Annotated in this window: 18 protein-coding genes, 1 other RNA gene and 1 pseudogene; 6 read left to right on the top strand and 14 right to left on the bottom strand. The window is 46.8% G+C overall.

The window, feature by feature from the left end:
• Positions 1–25: 25 nt before the first annotated feature.
• From C7R56_RS03320 to hisS, 3 genes are all read right to left on the bottom strand, one after another.
• Positions 26–919, bottom strand: coding sequence for a deoxyribonuclease IV (locus C7R56_RS03320; RefSeq protein WP_107995180.1), 894 nt, complete (start codon positions 917–919; stop codon positions 26–28).
• Positions 920–1,075: 156 nt separating this feature from the next.
• The gene (gene aspS, locus C7R56_RS03315) at positions 1,076–2,842 is read right to left on the bottom strand and encodes an aspartate--tRNA ligase (protein WP_107995179.1); all 1,767 of its coding nucleotides are present in this window, start codon (positions 2,840–2,842) and stop codon (positions 1,076–1,078) included.
• A gap of 24 nt (positions 2,843–2,866) precedes the next feature.
• The gene (gene hisS, locus C7R56_RS03310) at positions 2,867–4,189 is read right to left on the bottom strand and encodes a histidine--tRNA ligase (RefSeq protein ID WP_107995445.1); all 1,323 of its coding nucleotides are present in this window, start codon (positions 4,187–4,189) and stop codon (positions 2,867–2,869) included.
• A 567-nt stretch (positions 4,190–4,756) separates the two neighbouring features.
• Between hisS and C7R56_RS03305 the strand changes: the two genes are divergently transcribed.
• Positions 4,757–6,073, top strand: a complete 1,317-nt coding sequence (locus tag C7R56_RS03305; RefSeq protein WP_234402564.1) for an N-acetylmuramoyl-L-alanine amidase — start codon at positions 4,757–4,759, stop codon at positions 6,071–6,073.
• 63 nt (positions 6,074–6,136) lie between these two features.
• On the opposite strand, the gene dtd is transcribed toward C7R56_RS03305, so the two are convergent.
• The 6 genes from dtd to C7R56_RS03275 all read right to left on the bottom strand — a co-directional run bounded on the left by dtd (position 6,137) and on the right by C7R56_RS03275 (position 11,985).
• Positions 6,137–6,583, bottom strand: a complete 447-nt coding sequence (gene dtd / locus C7R56_RS03300; RefSeq protein WP_107995177.1) for a D-aminoacyl-tRNA deacylase — start codon at positions 6,581–6,583, stop codon at positions 6,137–6,139.
• A 24-nt stretch (positions 6,584–6,607) separates the two neighbouring features.
• Positions 6,608–8,818, bottom strand: a complete 2,211-nt coding sequence (locus C7R56_RS03295; protein WP_107995176.1) for a RelA/SpoT family protein — start codon at positions 8,816–8,818, stop codon at positions 6,608–6,610.
• Between the two features lie 274 nt (positions 8,819–9,092).
• Positions 9,093–9,758 carry a deoxyribose-phosphate aldolase gene (deoC, locus tag C7R56_RS03290; RefSeq protein ID WP_107995175.1) on the bottom strand — a complete coding sequence of 222 codons (666 nt, stop codon included), beginning with the start codon at positions 9,756–9,758 and terminating at the stop codon, positions 9,093–9,095.
• Positions 9,751–10,527 carry a 16S rRNA (uracil(1498)-N(3))-methyltransferase gene (locus C7R56_RS03285; protein ID WP_107995174.1) on the bottom strand — a complete coding sequence of 259 codons (777 nt, stop codon included), beginning with the start codon at positions 10,525–10,527 and terminating at the stop codon, positions 9,751–9,753. The genes deoC and C7R56_RS03285 overlap by 8 nt, the downstream gene beginning before the upstream one ends.
• Before the next feature lie 3 nt (positions 10,528–10,530).
• Positions 10,531–11,481, bottom strand: coding sequence for a 50S ribosomal protein L11 methyltransferase (gene prmA, locus C7R56_RS03280; protein WP_107995444.1), 951 nt, complete (start codon positions 11,479–11,481; stop codon positions 10,531–10,533).
• Between the two features lie 21 nt (positions 11,482–11,502).
• Positions 11,503–11,985, bottom strand: a complete 483-nt coding sequence (locus tag C7R56_RS03275) for a DUF3013 family protein (protein ID WP_159072140.1) — start codon at positions 11,983–11,985, stop codon at positions 11,503–11,505.
• A gap of 225 nt (positions 11,986–12,210) precedes the next feature.
• Here C7R56_RS03275 and C7R56_RS03270 point away from each other — a divergent pair, with 225 nt between their 5' ends.
• The 4 genes from C7R56_RS03270 to C7R56_RS03255 all read left to right on the top strand — a co-directional run bounded on the left by C7R56_RS03270 (position 12,211) and on the right by C7R56_RS03255 (position 14,776).
• Positions 12,211–12,585 carry a hypothetical protein gene (locus C7R56_RS03270; protein ID WP_107995172.1) on the top strand — a complete coding sequence of 125 codons (375 nt, stop codon included), beginning with the start codon at positions 12,211–12,213 and terminating at the stop codon, positions 12,583–12,585.
• 169 nt (positions 12,586–12,754) lie between these two features.
• Positions 12,755–13,096, top strand: a complete 342-nt coding sequence (gpsB, locus tag C7R56_RS03265) for a cell division regulator GpsB (RefSeq protein ID WP_107995171.1) — start codon at positions 12,755–12,757, stop codon at positions 13,094–13,096.
• An 18-nt stretch (positions 13,097–13,114) separates the two neighbouring features.
• An RNA gene (gene rnpB / locus C7R56_RS03260) (RNase P RNA component class B) lies at positions 13,115–13,480 on the top strand.
• Between the two features lie 123 nt (positions 13,481–13,603).
• Positions 13,604–14,776 carry a THUMP domain-containing class I SAM-dependent RNA methyltransferase gene (locus C7R56_RS03255; RefSeq protein ID WP_107995170.1) on the top strand — a complete coding sequence of 391 codons (1,173 nt, stop codon included), beginning with the start codon at positions 13,604–13,606 and terminating at the stop codon, positions 14,774–14,776.
• A 106-nt stretch (positions 14,777–14,882) separates the two neighbouring features.
• On the opposite strand, the gene C7R56_RS03250 is transcribed toward C7R56_RS03255, so the two are convergent.
• The 3 genes from C7R56_RS03250 to C7R56_RS03240 form a co-directional block, all read right to left on the bottom strand.
• Positions 14,883–15,917, bottom strand: a complete 1,035-nt coding sequence (locus C7R56_RS03250) for a zinc-binding dehydrogenase (RefSeq protein WP_107995169.1) — start codon at positions 15,915–15,917, stop codon at positions 14,883–14,885.
• 153 nt (positions 15,918–16,070) lie between these two features.
• On the bottom strand, positions 16,071–17,069 hold the full coding sequence (locus C7R56_RS03245; RefSeq protein WP_107995168.1) for an aldo/keto reductase: 999 nt from the start codon (positions 17,067–17,069) through the stop codon (positions 16,071–16,073).
• A gap of 42 nt (positions 17,070–17,111) precedes the next feature.
• Positions 17,112–17,720, bottom strand: a complete 609-nt coding sequence (locus C7R56_RS03240; protein ID WP_107995443.1) for an NAD(P)H-binding protein — start codon at positions 17,718–17,720, stop codon at positions 17,112–17,114.
• A 251-nt stretch (positions 17,721–17,971) separates the two neighbouring features.
• Between C7R56_RS03240 and C7R56_RS03235 the strand changes: the two genes are divergently transcribed.
• Positions 17,972–18,805: an SDR family oxidoreductase gene (locus C7R56_RS03235; RefSeq protein WP_234402563.1), complete on the top strand. Its 834-nt coding sequence runs from the start codon at positions 17,972–17,974 to the stop codon at positions 18,803–18,805.
• A 135-nt stretch (positions 18,806–18,940) separates the two neighbouring features.
• Here C7R56_RS03235 and C7R56_RS03230 read toward each other — a convergent pair.
• Positions 18,941–19,756 (bottom strand): annotated as a pseudogene (locus C7R56_RS03230) (aldo/keto reductase); the annotation flags it as partial.
• A 96-nt stretch (positions 19,757–19,852) separates the two neighbouring features.
• Complete coding sequence (locus C7R56_RS03225) at positions 19,853–20,695, bottom strand: aldo/keto reductase (protein ID WP_107995165.1); 843 nt, start codon at positions 20,693–20,695, stop codon at positions 19,853–19,855.
• Positions 20,696–20,773: the final 78 nt, after the last annotated feature.

The following is a 20,773-nucleotide window of genomic DNA, read 5'->3' as shown; positions in this document are numbered from 1 at the left end:
CCGCATCCATCCAAAGATGTATTTCTTACTGGTTCAGTATGTCCTCCAATAAACGCGGATTGAATGTCTGCGACTTCAGCATATCCAATTCGAATCTGTAAGGCGCCTTCTTGTTCTTTTTGTCCTCACCCACAAACGGCGTTTCCAATATTTTTGGCAAATCCTGCAGTTGCGGATGGTGAACAATTTTATTTAAGGTTTCGAAGCCGATGGTGCCGAAGCCGATATTCGCATGTCTATCTTTGTGGGCCCCTCTCTCGTTTTTCGAGTCGTTGACATGGATCATTTTCAAACGTTCCAGACCGATGATGCGGTCGAATTCTTCCAAAACACCGTCGAAGTCCTCTTTAACGTTATAGCCCGCATCGTTCGTATGGCACGTATCCAACGTTACGGACAACTTATCGTTATAGATTACGCCATCCATGATGGCAGCCAATTCTTCAAACGTTCGGCCGATTTCGGTGCCTTTTCCGGCCATCGTTTCCAACGCAATCTGAGCGGTCTGGCTGGGCTCCAGCACTTCATTCAGGCCCTTGATGATCTGTTTGATGCCTATCTCAGAACCTGCGCCCACATGCGAACCAGGATGCAGCGTGATCTGTTTAGCGCCCAGCGCTTGCGCCCGCACGATTTCATCACGCAAAAATCCGATCGCGAACTCAAAATGATCCGGTTTTGTGGTGTTGGCCAAATTAATGATGTAGGGTGCATGAACGACCAGCTCGACCAAACCGTGCTTCGCCATATAGTCCATGCCTTCCGGAATATTCATCTCATCGACACTTTTTCTCCGGGTATTCTGGGGAGCGCCTGTATAGATCATAAATACCGACGAACCGTACGATGCTGCCTCCTCTGCTGATCCCAGCAGCATTTTTTTACCGCCCATAGAAACATGTGAACCTATCTTTAACATATCTTCACCCTTTTATTGTGTATTATCCTAAAAAGCATTTCCGTCTTATGCAAAACAAGAGACGAAAAAAAACAGCCTTATGATACGATTATTGTATCATAAGGCCTGTTTTCCTTACCATCAGATGCTCTTTTTAGTGCAATTGTTAGTCCAAGGTTAGTCTAGTGAAGCGATTTTCAGGCTCAGTTCTTTCAACTGAGCTGCGCTTACTTCACTTGGAGCGTTCGTCATCGGGTCGAAAGCTTTCCCGTTTTTAGGGAACGCGATCACTTCGCGGATATTCGATTCGCCAGCCAACAACATGACCAAACGATCCAGTCCTAATGCGATGCCGCCATGCGGTGGGAAGCCGTAATCGAAGGCATCCAACAAGAAACCGAACTCTTCTTCGGCATCTTCTTTGCTGAAGCCAAGTGCCGCAAACATCTGCTCTTGCACTTCCCTTGTGTAGATACGCAAAGATCCGCCGCCGATTTCATAACCGTTTAATACGATATCATAGGCTTGTGCATAGACTTCTTCCGGATGATCGGCTAATTTGTCAAGATCTTCATCATTCGGACGAGTGAATGGATGGTGCATTGCAGTGTAGCGTTTTGCGTCCACATCGTACTCAAGCAATGGCCAATTCACAACCCAAACGAAAGCAAATTGGGATTTGTCGATCAGATCAAGATCGCGGCCGAACTTCAGACGCAATTCTCCTAGCGCTTGATAGACGATCTCTTTTTTGTCAGCAACGAACACCAACAAGTCCCCAGGCTCGGCATCCATCAGTCTGATCAATTCTTCGCTGTCTTCGGTGAAGAATTTTGCCACGGCACCTTTCAGTCCGTCCTCTTCGACTTTCATCCAAGCCATGCCTTTTGCGCCGTATTGTTTGGCGTATTCGATCAGGTTATCCATATCTTTACGCGAATAGGAATCGGCTTTGCCTTTGACGTTCAATCCGCGGACTTGGCCGCCGTTTTCGCTGGTCGCTTTGAATACGTTGAATGAAGAAGTTTTCGCAAATTCATTCATGTCGATCAGTTCCAATGCGAAACGGGTATCCGGCTTATCGCTGCCGAAACGGTTCATCGCTTCATCGTAGGAAATACGCGGGAATGGAGCCGGAATGTCTTTTCCTAAAACGTCCTTCATGACTTTCTGAAGCATGCTTTCTGTAATTTCCTGAATCTCAACTGCAGACAGGAAGCTAGTTTCGATATCGATTTGGGTGAATTCCGGCTGTCTGTCACCACGCAAATCTTCATCACGGAAGCAGCGCACAATCTGGTAATAACGGTCAAAGCCTGCGCCCATCAGCATCTGTTTGAACAGCTGAGGGGATTGCGGCAGTGCGTAAAATTCGCCTTGGTGGACACGCGATGGAACGATATAGTCACGCGCACCTTCCGGAGTCGATTTCGTCAAATAAGGTGTTTCGATGTCCATGAAATTCAAGCCATCCAAATAGGTGCGGACAGTGCGCGTCGTTTTGTGGCGAATTTTCATGTTGTTCATCATTTTATCTCTTCTTAAATCGATGTAGCGGTATTTCATGCGCAATTCATCGGAAACGTTGAGATCGCCTTCGATATAGAACGGCGGTGTTTTAGCCTTTGCCAAAATCTCCACGGATTCCGCTTCGATTTCGATCGTGCCTGTGCCGATGTTCGGATTGATCTGATTTGCTTCACGAAGGACTACTTTACCTTTGACCTGCAGGACATATTCCCCACGGATCGTTTCCGCAATGCGGAACGCTTCTTCGTTGAACTCTGTGTTGAAAACGACTTGGACGATGCCTTCACGATCACGCAGATGGACAAAGATCAATCCGCCTAAGTCTCTTCTTTTGTTAACCCAACCATTGGCGACGACAGTCTGTCCAACGGATGCTTCCGTCAATAATCCGCAATACTCTGTTCTTCTATCCATTTTCACTACCCTTTTCTGTATGTTCTAGTCTTCTTTTCCGAAAAATTCATTAAAAGCCGTCATATCGGCTGTCTGTGTTTTGTACACTTTATCAAAATCCGCGTAAATCTCAGTCAACGCCACTTTCTGCTCTTTGCCGGTCGACATCACTTTGAATTGCACTTGTTTGTTGTTCAATTCATCTTCGCCGATGGTCAGCACTACTTTGGCCCCATTTTTCGTGGCGGTCTTGAATTGCGCTTTAGCTTTGCGGTCATGGAAGTCCCGGTCCGCGGAGTACCCTGCTTGGCGCGCATTTTGGACCAATTTCAAGGATTCGATGTTCGTAGCTTCACCCAAACCGACCACATATACATCCAATTCGGATAATTTCGGCACATCGACTTGCTGATCCTTCATCAAAAGGATCAATCTTTCCAAGCCCATCCCGAAGCCAAAACCAGGCACTTCCGGCCCACCGATTTCCTGGACCAAGCCGTCATAGCGGCCGCCCCCGCAGATGGTCGTTTCCGCCCCAAAGACCGCGGATGCACTCATGATTTCAAAGATTGTATCCTGATAGTAATCGAGTCCGCGAACCATGTTGCTGTTGATGGTGAAGGGAATTTCCAATACCTGAAGCATTTCCTGAACCGATTCAAAATGCTTCTTCGAATCTTCCGAAAGGAACTCCAAAATGCTCGGTGCCTGGGCAACGATTTCCTTGTCGCGTTTGTCCTTGCTGTCCAAAACACGCAATGGATTCTTGTGGAGGCGGGTCTGGGAATCTTTGCTCAATTCATCATGGAAAGGTTCCAAATAGGCGATCAACGCTTCGCGGTATCTGATTCGATCTTCCGTCTTGCCCAACGAATTGATGACCAATTTCAGATCGCTCAATTCCAATTCCTTCAATATATCCCATGCCAATGCCATCGTTTCGACATCGGTCGCCGGATTGATGCTTCCGAAAACCTCGACACCCAGTTGGTGGAATTGACGCATTCTTCCGCCTTGCGGTCTTTCGTAGCGGAACATCGGGCTGATATAATAGACTTTCAGCGGTTTCGGATGTTCGGGACCGAAAAGCTTATTTTCGACGTAAGCCCGGACCACTGGAGCCGTTCCTTCAGGTTTCAATGCGATGTGTCGTTCGCCTTTATCATAGAAGTCGTACATTTCCTTCGATACGATATCACTCGTATCGCCGACCCCTCTTGAGAACAGTTCATAGCTTTCAAACATCGGGGTACGGATTTCCGAAAATTGATAGTCATGCAGTAAGATCCGGGCTGTTTCTTCCACGTATTGCCAAATTTCTGCTTCCTGCAAAAATATGTCGGCAGTCCCTTTTGGTTTTTGTATCATTTTTATAACCATTCCTTTCGCTTCATACTGTCTTTTGTCTGAAAAAAAGCAAAAAAATAGCCCTCTTTCCATCATGGAAAAGGACGATTAGTCAGACGTGGTGCCACCTTTATTCGAAAGCATAGCTTTCCTTTAACGAGTAACGTTCGTGGCGTAATAGCTTTTCACTATTAATCCTCCAACCTGTCTTTCGAATAAACGTTTGGGAGTGCTCTCAGCCTCGGCAATCCTCTCTGAATCAAACCAATCTATTCTACTTCGATCTTCACTGGACATTTATAATTTCCTTAACGATACAAGATAAGTACTGAATTGTCAATACTGTTTTCATCATATTTTCACATTCCGGGTTAACGCAGCGGCACGCCTGCTTCTGTGGTGGTTTCCGGAACAATTGCGCATGCCATGTTGAAAGGTTGCGATGCGGTTCTGCCTTGTTCATAAATGCAACACATCTATAATTTCTGAAAAGGCTTTGCATTGGATACCGTATCTTTGCTATAATGATAGAAGAATTGAACAATTTTTGTAAATTTTATGCATCCCAAACCAGAAAGGAGACAATCAGTGAAGACTATCGCAAAAAATAGACACCTGTTCTTCTTGGCGCTTGTTTTGCTATTTGTCGGATTGGGCTCCTTCGGTACGGTAGCATTAGCCAACTATACAACAGTCAGCATTTCCGCCAGCATTGTAAATGTTCGATCCGGTCCAGGATTGTCCTATGACATTATGACGCAAATTCAAGGCGGTTCCTCAGTCAATGTTCTGGCCGATAAGAACGAATGGTATAAAGTCCGCCTATCGGACGGAAGAATCGGATGGGTGGCCAGTTGGCTGATCAACAACACTGAGATCGCGGCAACATCCGAATTACTGGCAACAATACTGGTGCCCTCAGCCAACGTTCGTCAAGAGAACAATGAAACATCCGAAGTTATCGGAACGGCCAGTGAAGGCGAAAAATTCGCTCTGCTATATGAGGAGAACGGTTGGAGCCAAATTCAATATAACAATAAAGTCGCTTGGATTCTGTCAGAGCTGATCGAAATTTCTCCTGGCAGCATCCAGTTGGCGCCGGAAACAGTCGATACTACAGCGGTTGTAGCAGACGACGCCAATCCAAAAGTCCTCATTACGATGGATGGCGTAAATGTTCGCAGCGGGCCTTCTACCGGTAGTGACATCCTGTTCATTGCCGAAAAAGATGAAGAGTACGAATTGATCAGCGAATCCGGTGATTTCTATAAGATTCTTTACGAGGGAAACAAGGAAGGTTACGTCGCTTCCTGGTTGGTGGAAACATCCGAGTCGCTCAATACACCGGTCACTGCATCATCCACCACCACGCTTGCCGAAGCGACCATCGTGATCGATCCGGGCCACGGAGGAGAGGATCCCGGTGCAGAAGGAACTTATATTTACGAGAAGGAAGTAACACTCAAAACCGCTGAAGCGGTGGCAGATAAATTACGCAGTGCCGGAGCCAACGTCATATTGACGCGCACCTCTGATGTCTATGTTACCTTGGAAGATCGAGCTGAAATGAGTAATGTCAATAATGCCGATCTGTTCATCAGTCTGCATTATGATTCGACTGCAAGCGGTGCTTCCGCGACAGGCTTCACGACTTATTACTATGCTGATGCGGATATTCCGTTGGCAAATCTCGTCGATAATCACCTGGCTGACACATTACCGCTGCAGGACAATGGTTCCAAATTCGGCGATTTCTTGGTCACACGTGAAAATGATCAGCCCGCCTTGTTGTTGGAGCTCGGCTATATGAATAATGACTCCGACGTCAAGACCTTCAATTCCGATTATTATCGCTCGCTGGTGGCAGAAAGCCTCTACCAAGCACTGACCGAATATTTCCAATAAAAAAAGCTGAATAAAAACAGAGTCGGCAGCTTGAACCTCGAATGGTTCAAGCTGCCGGCTCTGTTATTTGTTTTTGGAATCGATGAGGATGGTTACGGGTCCATCGTTGTTCAAACGGACAGACATGTGTGCACCGAACTTACCCGATGCCACCTGAAAGCCTTCTGCGCTTAACAACTCGTTGAACGCTTGGTAGATCGCCTCCCCGGTTTCCGGAGGGGCTGCATTAGTGAAGCTTGGGCGATTCCCTTTTTTGGTATCAGCGAACAAAGTGAATTGGGATATCGAAAGGATGGCTCCAGAAACATCCTTCAAGGATCGGTTCATTTTGCCTTCCTCATCCTCGAAAACCCTGAGATTCGAAATTTTACGGACGAGGTAGTCGACATCGTCTTGGGTGTCATCTTTGCCGATGCCGACCAAAAGCATGAAGCCCTCACCGATTTCCCCGATGATTTCATCATCAACAGAGACGGATGCTTCCGTCACTTTCTGTACAACAACACGCATATAACTGCCCTCGATTCATTTTGATTAGGATGTGACCCTTCTGACTGTGTAGACATCCGGAATATTTTTGATTTTATCAACGATTTTATCCAGTTGACTCAAATTTTGGATCCCGATTTTCAACGTAATGACAGCGATTTTATTGCTGTCGACCTTTCCGTTTACGCTGCTGAGATTTTTGGTCATCGTATTGACGACATGCAGGATCTCGTTCAACAGACCGGAACGATTGTAGCCCTCAACCGTCAATTCGGTTTCGTAATCAATATTGGAGGTGCCGGTATCTTCCCATTCAACATCGATCAAGCGGTCGCCGTGTTCTCCGGATACCTGAACATTTGGGCAATCTTTCCGATGGACGGAGATGCCTCGCCCTTTTGTGATGTAGCCGACGATTTCATCCCCCGGAACCGGATTGCAGCAGTGGCTGATACGGATGAGCAGATTGTCCACTCCTTGAATGACAACGCCGCCTTCATGGCGAATCTTCATTTTAGGATTGTCTTTTTTCGTTTTTTGCTCGATTGTGTCCAGATGTTGTTCCGCTTTATGTTTATCGCGTTCACGGCGGGCTTTTTCGGTCAAACGATTGGAGACGATAAATGCAGACAGTTCGCCGAAGCCGATTGCCGCATAGAGGTCATCTTCCGAATTCACATTGAAGCGATTCAACAAATCTTTGATCGCTAGTTTGGTCAGGAACTCTTTTGGCGAAAATTCCATTTCAGTCAATTGTTTTTCCAGCATATCCCTGCCTTTGATCACATGTTCATCGCGGTCCTGCAGCTTGAAGTAGCGTTTGATTTTATTTTTTGCTTTGCTTGTGGAAACAAGGTTGACCCAGTCCCTGCTTGGACCGAATGAGTTCGGGGATGTCATCACTTCGATGATATCGCCATTCTGAAGCTTGTAATTTAAAGGGACTATCTTTCCGTTGACTTTCGCCCCAATGGTTTTGTGACCGATTTCGGTATGGATGTTATAGGCAAAATCCAACGGGCCGGCACCCGATGGCAATTCAACGACATCGCCTTTCGGAGTGAAGACATAGACTTTGTCCTTGAAGATATCCTCCTTGACGCTTTCGACGAATTCGCTGGCGTTTTTGGAATCATCTTGCAAGTCGATCAAATCGCGGAACCAATCGATCTGATGGGGCATTTTATCCGGTTCGATTTTTTTGGTGATGCCCTCTTTATATGCCCAGTGAGCCGCAACCCCATATTCAGCGACTTGATGCATTTCGATTGTCCGGATTTGGATCTCAACGGGCGTTCCCTGCGTCCCGATGACGGTCGTGTGCAGCGACTGATACATATTCGCTTTAGGCATGGCGATATAATCTTTGAATCTGCCTGGCATAGGTTTCCATTTTGTATGGATGGCACCCAAAACGGCATAGCAATCTTTGATGGAATGGACAATGACGCGGATAGCCAGCAGATCATAGATTTCCGTGAATTGCTTCTTTTGGTCCTTCATTTTTCGGTAGATGGAGTTGATGTGCTTCGGTCTGCCGTAGATATCTGCCTCAATCTCCAATTCATCGATTGAATCTTTGATTTTGTTGATCGTATCTTTGATGTACAGTTCCCGTTCATCGCGTTTGCTGTTCATCAGATGCACAATCCGGTAATATTGCTGCGGATTCAGATATCTGAGCGACGTATCCTCCAGTTCCCATTTGATCCGGTTCATCCCTAAGCGGTGGGCTAAGGGTGCGTAAATTTCCAGTGTCTCATTGGAAATGATCCGTTGTTTTTCCGGCGTATGGAATTTCAGGGTGCGCATGTTGTGCAGTCTGTCCGCCAGCTTCACCATGATGATCCGCAGATCCTTCGCCATGGCCATCAACATCTTGCGGTGGTTTTCGGCCTGTTGTTCTTCATGGGACTTGTACTTGATCTTCCCCAGTTTTGTGACGCCATCCACTAAGATGGCTACGGTTTTGGAGAATTCCCGTTCGATATCCTCTAATGTATATTCTGTATCCTCCACAACATCATGCAAAAATCCTGTTGCAATCGTTTCTGGATCCAATTCCAAATCTGCCAATATCGCGGCGACTTGGGTCGGATGAACGAAGTACTCCTCACCGGACTTCCGCATCTGTCCGCTGTGAGCGTCCCTGGCAAAGTCGCAAGCTTTTTGGACAAATGCCACATGGGTTTCATTCATATATTCCGCGCATAGCTGCACAACCTCTTCAGGCGAATAGTTTTTGATTTTCGGCATGTTGTCACTCCTGACTCTTAAGATTATGTATTTACTTACTGCGATTCCGTCCACAAACGGAAAAGATGCTGAATATATCCTATTCTGCACACAAAAAAGTGAATATAGTTCCCTTTATTATACTTTAATTCGGAACGAAGCGCCATCAACATTTATCCTCTGTTTTCAACCTCAAACCTCAAAAAACCTTGAAGGATCGCTTCATAAAAAAGAAGTCCCTCAAGGTTTCCTTGATCATTCGATTATTCGGATGCAGATGGAGCATCCCTTACATTTATTTTGCAGCAAGCCAGCCTTCGACGATTTTCTTGCCGCTGGAAGTGCCCAAGCGAGTCGCTCCGGCTGCGATGAAGGCCAATGCATCTTCATACGAGCGCACACCGCCGCTTGCCTTTACATCCATCACAGGTCCGACTGTCTTGCGCATCAGTGCGATATCCTCCAATGTTGCGCCACCTGTTGAAAAACCGGTAGAAGTCTTGACGAAGTCGGCGCCTGCCTTTTGAGCCAACTGGCAAGCGATGACTTTTTCTTCATCGGTCAACAGACACGTTTCGATGATGACCTTCAGGATTGCCTTGTCTTTGACAGCTTCGACCAAAGCTGCGATTTCATGTTCGACTGTTTGGTAATTGCCATCCTTCAAAGCTCCTATATTGATGACCATATCCACTTCATCGGCACCGTTCTGCACCGCCTGTTTCGCTTCGAAAGTCTTCACTTCTGCTGTATTGGCGCCATGAGGAAAACCGACGACGGTGCAGACAAGCACATCCGAACCGGTCAGGAATGCTTCAACCTTTTTGACCCAACAGGGCTGTACGCAGACGGATTTGAAGTCATATTCCCTCGCTTCTTCGCAAAGAGCTTTGATTTCCTCTTCTATCGCATCTTGTCTTAATAAAGTGTGATCAATATATTTGTTTAATTTTTCAACCATTTTTATCCGCTCCCTTTCTTAATTCCATTTCATAGGACACTGCCGTCAATGCATATAAAGGCGCTGTTTCAGCCCGCAAAATCCTCGGCCCTAAGGCACAGCTCTTATGGCCGGCTTGTCTGAATGCCGCCAGTTCTTCCGGCGCCAAGCCGCCTTCAGGCCCGAACACAAACAACAACGAATCGCCTGATTCAAGATTTTCAAGCGTGTTCACCAAGATGCTGCCCTCACCGGCCTTTGCATCCTCTTCATAGGCAATCAACACTTTGCTGTATTTTTCCGCTTCCGCCAGCAACTCTTTGAGATTTTGGACAGGATACACAAAAGGCTCTTTTTGGCGGTGCGATTGCTCCGCTGCCTCTTTCGCAATTTTTTGCAGGCGTTGCTGTTTTTTCGTACTTTTGTCCGCTGTCCACTTTACAACCGCATTTTTTGCTGCGAATGGGATGAAGGCTGCCGCGCCCAACTCTGTGCCCTTCTGTACGATGTATTCCAGCTTGTCGCCCTTCGGCAATCCACAGGCGATCGCAATCTTGACCGGAAGTTCGGTGGAGCGGTCTTCATCCGCCACCCACTTCAAACTGACCGTGCTTGCGGATATGTCGGTGATTTCCGCAACAAACGAAATGCCCGAGTTGTCGGCTAAATAGACTTGCTCCCCTTGCTTCATGCGCATCACATGCACCATATGGTGATGGAAATCATCAGACAAAATAATCGCCTGCATTTGGTAATCTTTTGCTAGAGGCGGAATAATGTATCGTTGCATGCTTCAATCCTCCAGATTTTTAGTGCAGATCAGGCAAACCCAATCTTTCATTTGCTTTTCTTGCTCGATCTCAAAACCATTGCTTACCAAAGCTGCGATCAGCTCTTCTTTCTTAGAATCGATGATCCCCGAAAGGATAAAATAACCATCATCCTTGAGGTTGTTGTAGGCATCGGGAAGCAACAGCAGCAGAATCTCCGCCAGTATATTTGCAACGATGATGTCCGCTTGCTGATCGGCAATCCCCACCAAAAGGTTGTTCTCTTTGACGATCACATCCGAAGCATAGGCATTATAAGCGATGTTCTCTTTAGAAACGCGTGTGGCGATTTCATCGATATCATAAGCATAGACTGTGTCCGCTCCCATTGCCTTGGCCGCGATGCTCAACACGCCTGACCCGGTTCCGACATCGATCACTTTTTCACCGCCCCGCATCACTGCTTCAAGCGCTTCGATGGACAGACGCGTCGTAGGATGCGTGCCGGTTCCGAAGGCCATTCCCGGATCCAACTGAATCAGCATTTCTTTTTCATCTTCAGGCGTATATTCTTCCCAATAAGGTACGATCGTTAAAAAACGCGTCAAGCGGATCGGATGGAAATATTCTTTCCAGGAGTTTTCCCAATCCTCTTCTTTCACCTGGTTGATCTGCATCTCATTTTTCCCGATTTTCAGATCAATTTTTTCCAGCTCCGCCAATTGCTCTTTGATGAACAACACGGTGTCCTGGAAACCTGCGTTGTTTGGATAATAAGCCATGATATAGACTGCATGACCTTCTTCAGGCAACGCACGTTCCTCTTTTATCTGTCCGAACCCATCATCCTGCAGATTGACGAAGTCCAATTCGTCATCTATCGCGACGCCTTTCGCACCCGCCTCCATCAATATATTTGATACAGCCTCAACTGCTTCGGTAGCAGTCACAACCTTCACTTCATTCCATTCCATTTGCATTCACCTTTCCTATCATTATGGATAACGATAATACGTTTCATCATATCTTCCTATTTCCTTCAGTGTTTCAATTGTCTGAACAAAATTCTGCTCATTCCAATGCAATTCGAAGCTGGAGTCTCCTTCATTATTCAGAAAGTCCCTGAGCTTGCTGTTAGCCTCACCTACTGTCAAGCGTATATTTTTGACCACTGCTTCGGCCAATCCGCCTTGAATCCCTTTTTTCCGATCAAAGGGAATACCGGTCAAGTACTCCTCTGTTTTTATTTTTGAAGATGCACGATCATAGAACAGCACAGAATCTTCAAAAATGAACCGATCTTCGTGATTCGAATGGCCAAATATATCAGAAATACTGTTATCTGGAGGATAACTGACTTCTAATAATAACACAATTTCGATTGTATGGAAGGGTTTATGCCACTCCAATCGCCAGTCGCAAGGCAAGTGCTGTTCTTCCAATTCCTCATGGATTTTGTCGATCATACTTTTGTCCATTTTCTTCCTCCTCATATCTTCGTTTCGGCGTTGCCTTAGCGGCTGTGTATCGCCTCCGGGTGATGCTCTCAATCCATTGTAGCAAAAAACGGGAAAAAGATATATTCCGGGCTACGCATCAGCTGGTCATTTGCCGTAAAAGGGCTCACGATTTGCATGGAAGGATTTCTATAAGGGGTAGTTTGTGATATATTTAGGATAGGCAAAAAGTTGGAGGGATATTTCATGACAGAACAATCAGAGATCAGACAATCCATCGATTACTTAGTGACGCGCATCGCCCGTGATTACCAAAAAGAGGAATACCAAGAAAACTTAAAAGTACAGATTCCATTCGGTCGAAGAGCTGAAATACTTTTGACTGATGATTACCTGACAGCAGATGAAAAGATCATTTTCGAAGATGGCATCGATCCGGTCACAAAAAGCGAATTCTTCAAAGAAGTCCTGCAATCCAAAACGGATAAAGTCTTCAAGAGTTTCCTTTTGGAAATATTCGGTAAGCAGCCTGTTCTTAATGAAAATTTATCCATCACGACAACCAACTCCGGAAACAAGCACTACATCATCATCAATTTCCAAGGAGCCATGCCCTATTAGGCTTTCCAATCACTTAGGTCTTTCCTGAACACCGGCGGAGACAATAAAAAATTAGGTTGAGTTTATGCGAAAAGCCTGATATGATGTTGATTAGAATATTTGCTTATTAATATTACTGTTTTATGCTATACTGTTTAGGTAACAAGGACAACTAACGAGGTGTGCAAATATGGCAGATAAAAATCTAACAACTAAAGATATTCTGCAAAAAGAATTCAAAAGCGCTATGAGAGGCTATAATGTTGCAGAAGTCGATGAATATCTGGATATGATCATAAGAGATTATGAATCTTATCAAAAAGACCTTTCTTATCTTCAAAGCGAGAATGAACGTTTGATGAGCCGTGTGGATGAGTTGACGAAGCAAGCAGTTTTAGCTAAGCCGAACCAATCGAACGTATCATCAGTCGGCAGCGGAGTAACGAATTTTGATATTCTGAAACGCCTTTCCAACTTGGAGAAACATGTATTCGGTTCAAAACTGGATGAAACCAACGAAGAAGCAAACTAGCATCAAAAGACATTTGTAAATTTCGGGTAATTGCGGTCTCCTTTATGGAGGCTGAGGAAAGTCCATGCTCGCACAAGCTGAGATGCTTGTAGTGTTCGTGCTTAGCGAAACAATAAGCTAAGGCAATCGATAGATTGACGGCAGAAAAAAAGGCTAAGGGCTCTGCCTATGCCTGAGTATTCTTGAAAGTGCCACAGTGACGAAGCAGACGGGGAAACCTTTCTGGTGGAACGCGGTAAACCCCTCGAGCGAGCAACCCAAACTTTGGTAGGGGCACTCTTTCCAAGGAAATGAACGAGGGAAAGAGGCAGAAATGCAGATAGATAATTACCTCCGCCATCAGAGGCCTGGCTCCGATGGCGCGACAGAACATGGCTTACAGAAATTTACAAATCAGGCTTTTTTTCTTCAAAATGAATACGATCGAGGATGGGACAAGCTAATTTTTGTCCCATTTTTCGTTGCATTATCCGGCAATTTCTAAGGCAAAACAATAAGGAGCACTAAATGAAAACATATCAATTAATGGCTACGGCCGCAAGCGGCATCGAAGCCATCACCGGCAGCGAGCTGAAGAAAATGGGCTACAATGTCCAGGTAGAGAACGGCAAAGCCTACTTCTCCGGTACGGAAGCGGACATCATCACCACCAACCTGTGGTTGCGGACCGCTGACCGCATCAAAATCGTGTTCGGCAAATTCGAAGCAAAAACTTTCGATGACCTTTTCGAGCAGACGAAAGCTTTACCATGGGAACAAATCCTTCCGATGGATGCGGAATTCCCTGTTTCCGGCAAATCGCAAAAATCGACTTTGTACAGCGTGCCCGATTGCCAAGCTATCGTCAAAAAGGCCATTGTAAACCGTCTGAGCGAATACTACCACCGCCGTACCCGTTTGCCTGAATCCGGCGCCCTCTATCCTATCGAAGTAGCCATCAATAAAGATGAAGTGATCTTGACGATCGACACGAGCGGTTCCAGCCTTTTCAAACGCGGTTACCGTTCCGAAAAAGGTGGCGCACCATTGAAGGAAAATATGGCAGCCGCTTTGGTCATGTTGACCAATTGGTTCCCTGACCGCCCCTTCTATGACCCGACTTGCGGGTCCGGCACGATTCCGATCGAAGCAGCTTTGATCGGCCTGAACATCGCCCCTGGATTGAAGCGCTCATTCCCTTCAGAAGAATGGAACATTTTCGAAGAAGGTTTATGGGACCGCATCCGCAATGAAGCAAAAGCTGCTGCGAACTTCGATGTGAAAATGGATATCGGCGGCTCGGACATCGATCCGCATGTCATCGCCATCGCGAAGAGCAATGCTGAAAAAGCAGGCGTTGCGGATTATGTCACTTTCAAACAATTGGCTTTGGCCGACTTCACGACAACCAAGGAATACGGCACGATCGTCTGCAACCCGCCATACGGTGAACGTCTTTCCGATCAGGATGAGATTGAGATACTCTACAAAGAGATGGGCCAAGTTTTCCGTCCGATGAAGACATGGAGCAAATACATCCTGACAAGTGAATTGCTTTTCGAAGAATTCTACGGCGAAAGAGCCACGAAAAAACGTAAACTCTACAACGGCAGATTGCGTACCGATTTCTTCCAATATTGGGGAACGCGCCCGCCAAGAATCAAAAAAGAGCTTGACGTCAGCGAAACCAAAGAAAAATAATTTTTCAAATAAAATAAAGCAGTCCGGATACCCTCGTTGATGCGGGGGCGTCCGGACTGCTTTATTTTTTGTATAGGATACGTACTTTCTGTGGTAAAGCTATTGATTAAGGTCTGATCAGCACTTTCAACGCTACGCGATTGTCCATGGCTTTATAGCCATCCGGGACACCATCCAGGTTGACTGTCACATCAAAGACACGGCCAGGCTCCAGTGTTCCGTCAAGGATATCGGGCAAAAGCTCTTCCATGTAGGCACGTGTTGGTGCCGGTCCTCCGGTAAGCGTAATGTTGCGGCCGAAAAGACTCGCAAAGCCTACTGGCGCTTCGACATACTGCGGAACCCCGACACGGCTGATGACACCGCCGGCACGGACAGCCTCAAGACTCATCTCGTAAGCAGGCATCAGACCGACACATTCGAGTACGACATGTGTGCCTTCCCCGTTAGTCAACTCCTTGACCTTCGCGATCCCCTCTTCGCCTCGTTCAGCGATGACATCCGTTGCGCCGAAGTCGATTCCAAGATCGGTACGATCTTTGTGGCGGCCCATCAGGATGATCTTCTTGGCACCGAGTTTCTTCGCCGAAAGGACAGCCAGCAGTCCCACAGCACCGTCACCGATGACCGTCACGGTCGTATCCTCGTTGACGCCGCCCATAACGGCCGCATGATAACCAGTTCCGTATACATCGGACAATGTCAACAATGAAGGCAACAGCGGCGAATTTTCGTCAATGTCGTCGGGTAATTTGAACATGCTGCCTTGCGCTTGCGGAACCCGAACGTATTCCGCTTGGCAACCGGTCATGAAGCCGCCGTTTACGCAGGAAGTCATCAAGCCTTCTTTACAAAACGGACACGTGTTGTCGCCGTATGCGAAAGGAACAACGACCAAATCGCCTTTTTTGAATCCAGAAACTTCAGAGCCCATTACATCGATTCTGCCTAGTACTTCATGCCCCATCGCTTCGCCTTCACCGTGCGCGTGCGCATGCATTTTGTGGTATGGATGCAAGTCACTGCCGCAGATGCAGGCAGCCACTACTTTCAGGATCACATCCGTTGGCTTCTGTATTTCCGGTACTGGAATTTCTTCGACGCGCACATCTCCTGCCGCGTACATTATGTTTGCTTTCATCTATTTCTCCACCTTTTCTTGAGAGTCACTTGCTCTTGCTTAAATAAGGGTAACACTTAAAGTGCACATTAAGGCAAGCATTTTCTGGAATCACTTAAAATTGAACCAATTTGAACCAAGATTATCTGCACTATATCGAATTGACTACTGCCTTTATTTTTGCCACACGCCGAACTGCCCAAGCGTTTTTTCTTCTGAACGCCCTGTTGCCGGTTCCGGGGCCAGGGCAAGCGAACTGACTTCTGCACGCAAATCGGGCGTCATCTCAAAATCGGTTGCCGCCAAGGAATCCTCCAATTGGACCAGATTCCGGGCCCCGATGATCGGGGCGGTAACTGCCGGGTGGCTTTTTGCCCACGCCACCGCCAATGTTGCCGGACTGACGCCCAGTTTATTGGCGAAGGCCGCAAAGCGATCCGCAAGTTCCAGGTCATTTTGATAACGCAAACGGTTCAGTTCGCTATCGACGAGACGGCCGGAATCCGGTTGTTTAGCCGATCCGTATTTCCCTGTCAGCAATCCTGCTCCAAGCGGGCTGTAAGGAATGACCCCGATGTTCTTGGCTTCAGCCAAAGGGAGCAGTTCCACTTCGGATTGCCGTTTCGCCAAGTTGTACAAAGGCTCCATGATTTCGAAGCGACTGAGCAACTCCCTTTCCGAAATGCCAAGTGCATCCATGATCTGCCACGCGGCCCAATTGCTGACGCCGGAATAAAGGATCTTCCCCTGTTTTTGCAGGTCATCCAAAGTACGCAAAGTCAATTCGATATCGGTAGTCGGGTCGAAGTAATGCAGGATATAGAAATCGATGTAGTCTGTATCCAAGCGTTTTAAACTGGCATCGATGCTTTTCAGGATATGTTTACGGGAAAGACCGCGATCATTGACCTTCGGATTTTTTGAAGTCGGGAAGAAGACTTTGCTCGTGATCACAAGCTCCTCCCGCTGACCCTTCATCAATTTCCCGAGAATTTCTTCGGATCGACCGTGCGAATACATATCTGCTGTATCAAAAAAGTTGATTCCAGCCTCAAGACAGCGGTTATACAAGGCTTTTGCCATTTCTTCATCTGCGTCGCCGCCAAAAGACATGGCACCGAAACACAATTCAGAAACTTTGATGCCTGTTCTGCCAACTGATGTATAGTTCATTATTTGTCATCCTCTCATTGGTGGCATAATGGATCTAATTGATCATTCCGGACGATTGATGCCTACACTTTCACGGACATAAAGGGTAGGATCGGCAGCAAGACGAACGACAAGATCCGCGATGCTTTTCCTGGATACGTCATGTCCGCCGAATGGCTCGCCCTTGACGGTAATTTCATAATCGGTATCGTTGTTGCTGTCGAACCAGCCTGGACGTATGATCGTATAATCCAGATTGGATGCTTCAATGACGTCCGCCGCATCACGGTATGTCTGCAAAACCGGATTGGAGCGAAGATTGCCGGAAGAGCCTACGGAAGCCGGAATTTCGTTATAGATACCCATCGAAGTGATAAAAATCAAACGGTTGACTCCAACGCGTTTCATCGATTCGACAATCGCTTTGGCCATTTTCCCTAAGTTCCCTGTCAAAGATGCAAACACTACGTCCTGTACAGAGATGACCTTGTCCAGATCGGCTGCGTTCATTACATCGCCTGAAACGGCAACTTCTCTCATTGAATCAATTGGCTTGAGTCTTTCCGGTAGTCGCGAAAAAAGCGTCAGTTCATCATTTGTTTTTTCAAGGAACCGTTGTCTTGCAGCGCGACCGACTGAGCCGGTTGCGCCGATAATAACTATTTTTGTCAACATTTCCACCTCAAATTTCTCTTTGATACGAACATGGTATCACTTGGAGTTCACTCCAAGTCAAGCATGAACCGACATCTTTATTTTCCGGACGTTGAATCCAGCCTTTGAATGGTTAATCCAGCACCGTAAATGTATAATTAAATTAATCCACCAATCGTACTGTATTATTTTTTTATAAACAATGCGCTTGACTTGGAGTCCACTCCAAGAGTTATAGTCAGAATAGAAATGAGATGGAGGCAAAAATGATGAGCAAAACATGGATGATTACAGGTGTGAGCAGTGGTTTTGGCTACGAACTGACCAAACAGTTGCTGGATAAAGGCGATACGGTGATTGGAACGGTGCGCAATAAATCCAAAATTTCTGATTTGATTGCGGAGTACCCGACGCTGTTCGATTGCCAGATCCTTGATGTGACCGATACGCCCACTGTACATCAAGTTGTCAAGGAATCTTTTGAAAAACACGGAGAAATCGATGTCATCATCAATAATGCTGGCTATGGCCTGTTCGGTGCTGCAGAAGAGTTGAGCGACGAGCAAGTGGATCTCATCATCGCGACCAATTTGACTGGCTCTATCCAAATGATCCGTTCCGCGCTTCCGTTCTTACGAAAACAAGGTCACGGCCGCATCATCCAAATATCTTCCTATGGCGGACAAGTCGCTTTCCCGGGCAATTCCATGTACCATGCCACGAAATTCGGGATCGAAGGCTTCTGCGAATCCGTTGCTCAGGAAGTGGAACCCTTTAATATCGGCGTGACCATTGTAGAGCCAGGCGGCGCACGGACAGAATTCCGCTACGGAAGCGCACAAATGGCTGACCTGATGCCTGAATACGATGGCAACCCGGCGCACAGCTTTCTTGCGATGCTTGATTCAACAAAGGTACTGGCTCCCGGAAATCCTGCGGAGATGGCAAAACGGATCATTGAAAGCGTGGATATCACACCCGCGCCGCTTCGCATGGTCCTCGGCTCGCAAGCGCTGGCCAGCACCATTTCTACGCTTGAGAACCGCTTAGCCAATTTCCGGACGCAAACAGAATTGGCCGCCTCAACGGACTACAATGAATAATCCCTATATCCTGAACTAAGGCAACACTACTCAGCACACTCATCAGGATACGAAAAAGAAAGCCCGAATGGAATCCTGCAGCTAGGTATCCATTCGGGCTTATTTGTTGTTTAATGATTTGTGTACAAGAGCTTTTTAGTTGTGCCCCATTATATGATGAGGGATGTATGGTTCTTCCAGAGAAAGGATGTCCTCCGCGGAAAGCTTGAAGTCAAGAGCCGAAATGGCGCTGGTCAGATGGCTTTCCTTTGTCGCCCCGATGATCGGTGCAACGACTTGATCGTTCTGCAGCAGCCAAGCCAAAGCAATCTGAACCCTCTCGACGCCATATTTTTCGGCAATCGCTGCAACCCGTTCCACGATGACGCGGTCCTGGGCTTCGGTCGTATCATACTTATGCTTCGCCACCTGATCCATTTCGAAGCGTTTCGTAGTGGCCGACCAATCACGGGTGAGCCTCCCTGAAGCCAGCGGGCTGTATGGCGTTACGGCAATCTTTTGATCCGTGCACAACGGCAGCATTTCCCGCTCTTCCTCCCGGTACAAGAGATTAAGGTGATTCTGCATCGAAACAAACTTTGTCAGACCGTTTTTTTCGGCAACAGATTGCGCTTTGGCGAATTGCCACGCGAACATGGCGGATGCGCCGATATAGCGGGCTTTGCCGGATTTCACGACATCATGCAATGCTTCCATCGTTTCCTCGATTGGTGTGTGGTAGTCCCAACGGTGGATTATGTAGAGATCCACATAGTCCATGCCTAACCTTTCCAGACTGTGATCGATTTCAGTCAGGATTGCTTTGCGGGAAAGGCCCCCTCCATTCGGTGCCTGGCGCATCTTCTGATGTACTTTTGTCGCCACCACGATCTCATCCCGGTTGGCGTAATCATTCAAGGCTTTTCCGAGTATGCTTTCACTGGCTCCGTATGAGTAGATGTTTGCCGAATTTCACATAATCCATCATCATCTCTCCATTTCTTTAGGATAGGACCACTGCCGATCGATCGCAGTCGGTGCCTGTTTCCTTAGCTCATCTTTCGGACATTAACCACGGTTCACCAGCATTTCGACCAACTTCGGATCGTAATGCGAGAAAAAGGCACTCTCTTTCTTGTCCAGTCCTTTAATCGTTTCCATATCCTCTTCAGTCACACTGAAGTCGAAGACATCCAAATTTTGGATCATCCGGACTTTGTGCGTCGTTTTCGGAATCACCACGACTCCCCGCTGCAACAAATAGCGAAGCGCAACTTGAGCAGTGGTTTTGTTGTATTTATCTCCAATCATGCGTAACGTTTCATTCGTGAACAGTTCATTTCTGCCTTCAGCGAACGGGCCCCAAGATTCGATTTGCGTGCCGTATTTCTGCATGATCTCATGCGCATCCAGCTGCTGATTGAATACATGTGTCTCCACTTGGTTGACGGCCGGTACAACATTTGTGAAACGAACCAAATCGATGTACCGGTCGGGATAGAAGTTGCTCACGCCGATGGCACGGATTTTGCCTTGCTCATAAAGTTCTTCCATGGCGCGATACGTTCCGTAATAATCACCGAAGGGCTGATGGATCAGGACCAGGTCCAGATAGTCCAATTGAAGTTTCTGCAGCGATTCGGCAATCGAAGCTTTGGCTTTTTCATACCCGGCATTCGTTATCCAGACTTTTGTCGTTATGAATAGTTCTTCCCGCGCAACACCGCTTTTTTTAATTGCAATACCGACTGCTTCTTCGTTTCCATATGCTTGGGCGGTATCAATCGATCGGTAGCCTACCTCAATCGCATCCAGCACGCAGCGTTCGCATTCTGCGGCATCGGGTATCTGATACACTCCATATCCCAAAATCGGCATCTTGATGCCATTATTTAAAGTTACATATTCCATCAATACTTCCCTCCAATTCAAATTTGATGACATAGAAGTTTACTATGTTGCCGATAGTATACTCCTTGGAGTGGACTC

This window comes from Trichococcus paludicola (assembly GCF_003052295.1).
Classification (GTDB): domain Bacteria; phylum Bacillota; class Bacilli; order Lactobacillales; family Aerococcaceae; genus Trichococcus; species Trichococcus paludicola.
Note: the sequence above shows the minus strand (reverse complement) of the source record. Positions and strands in the feature narration are given on the sequence as shown.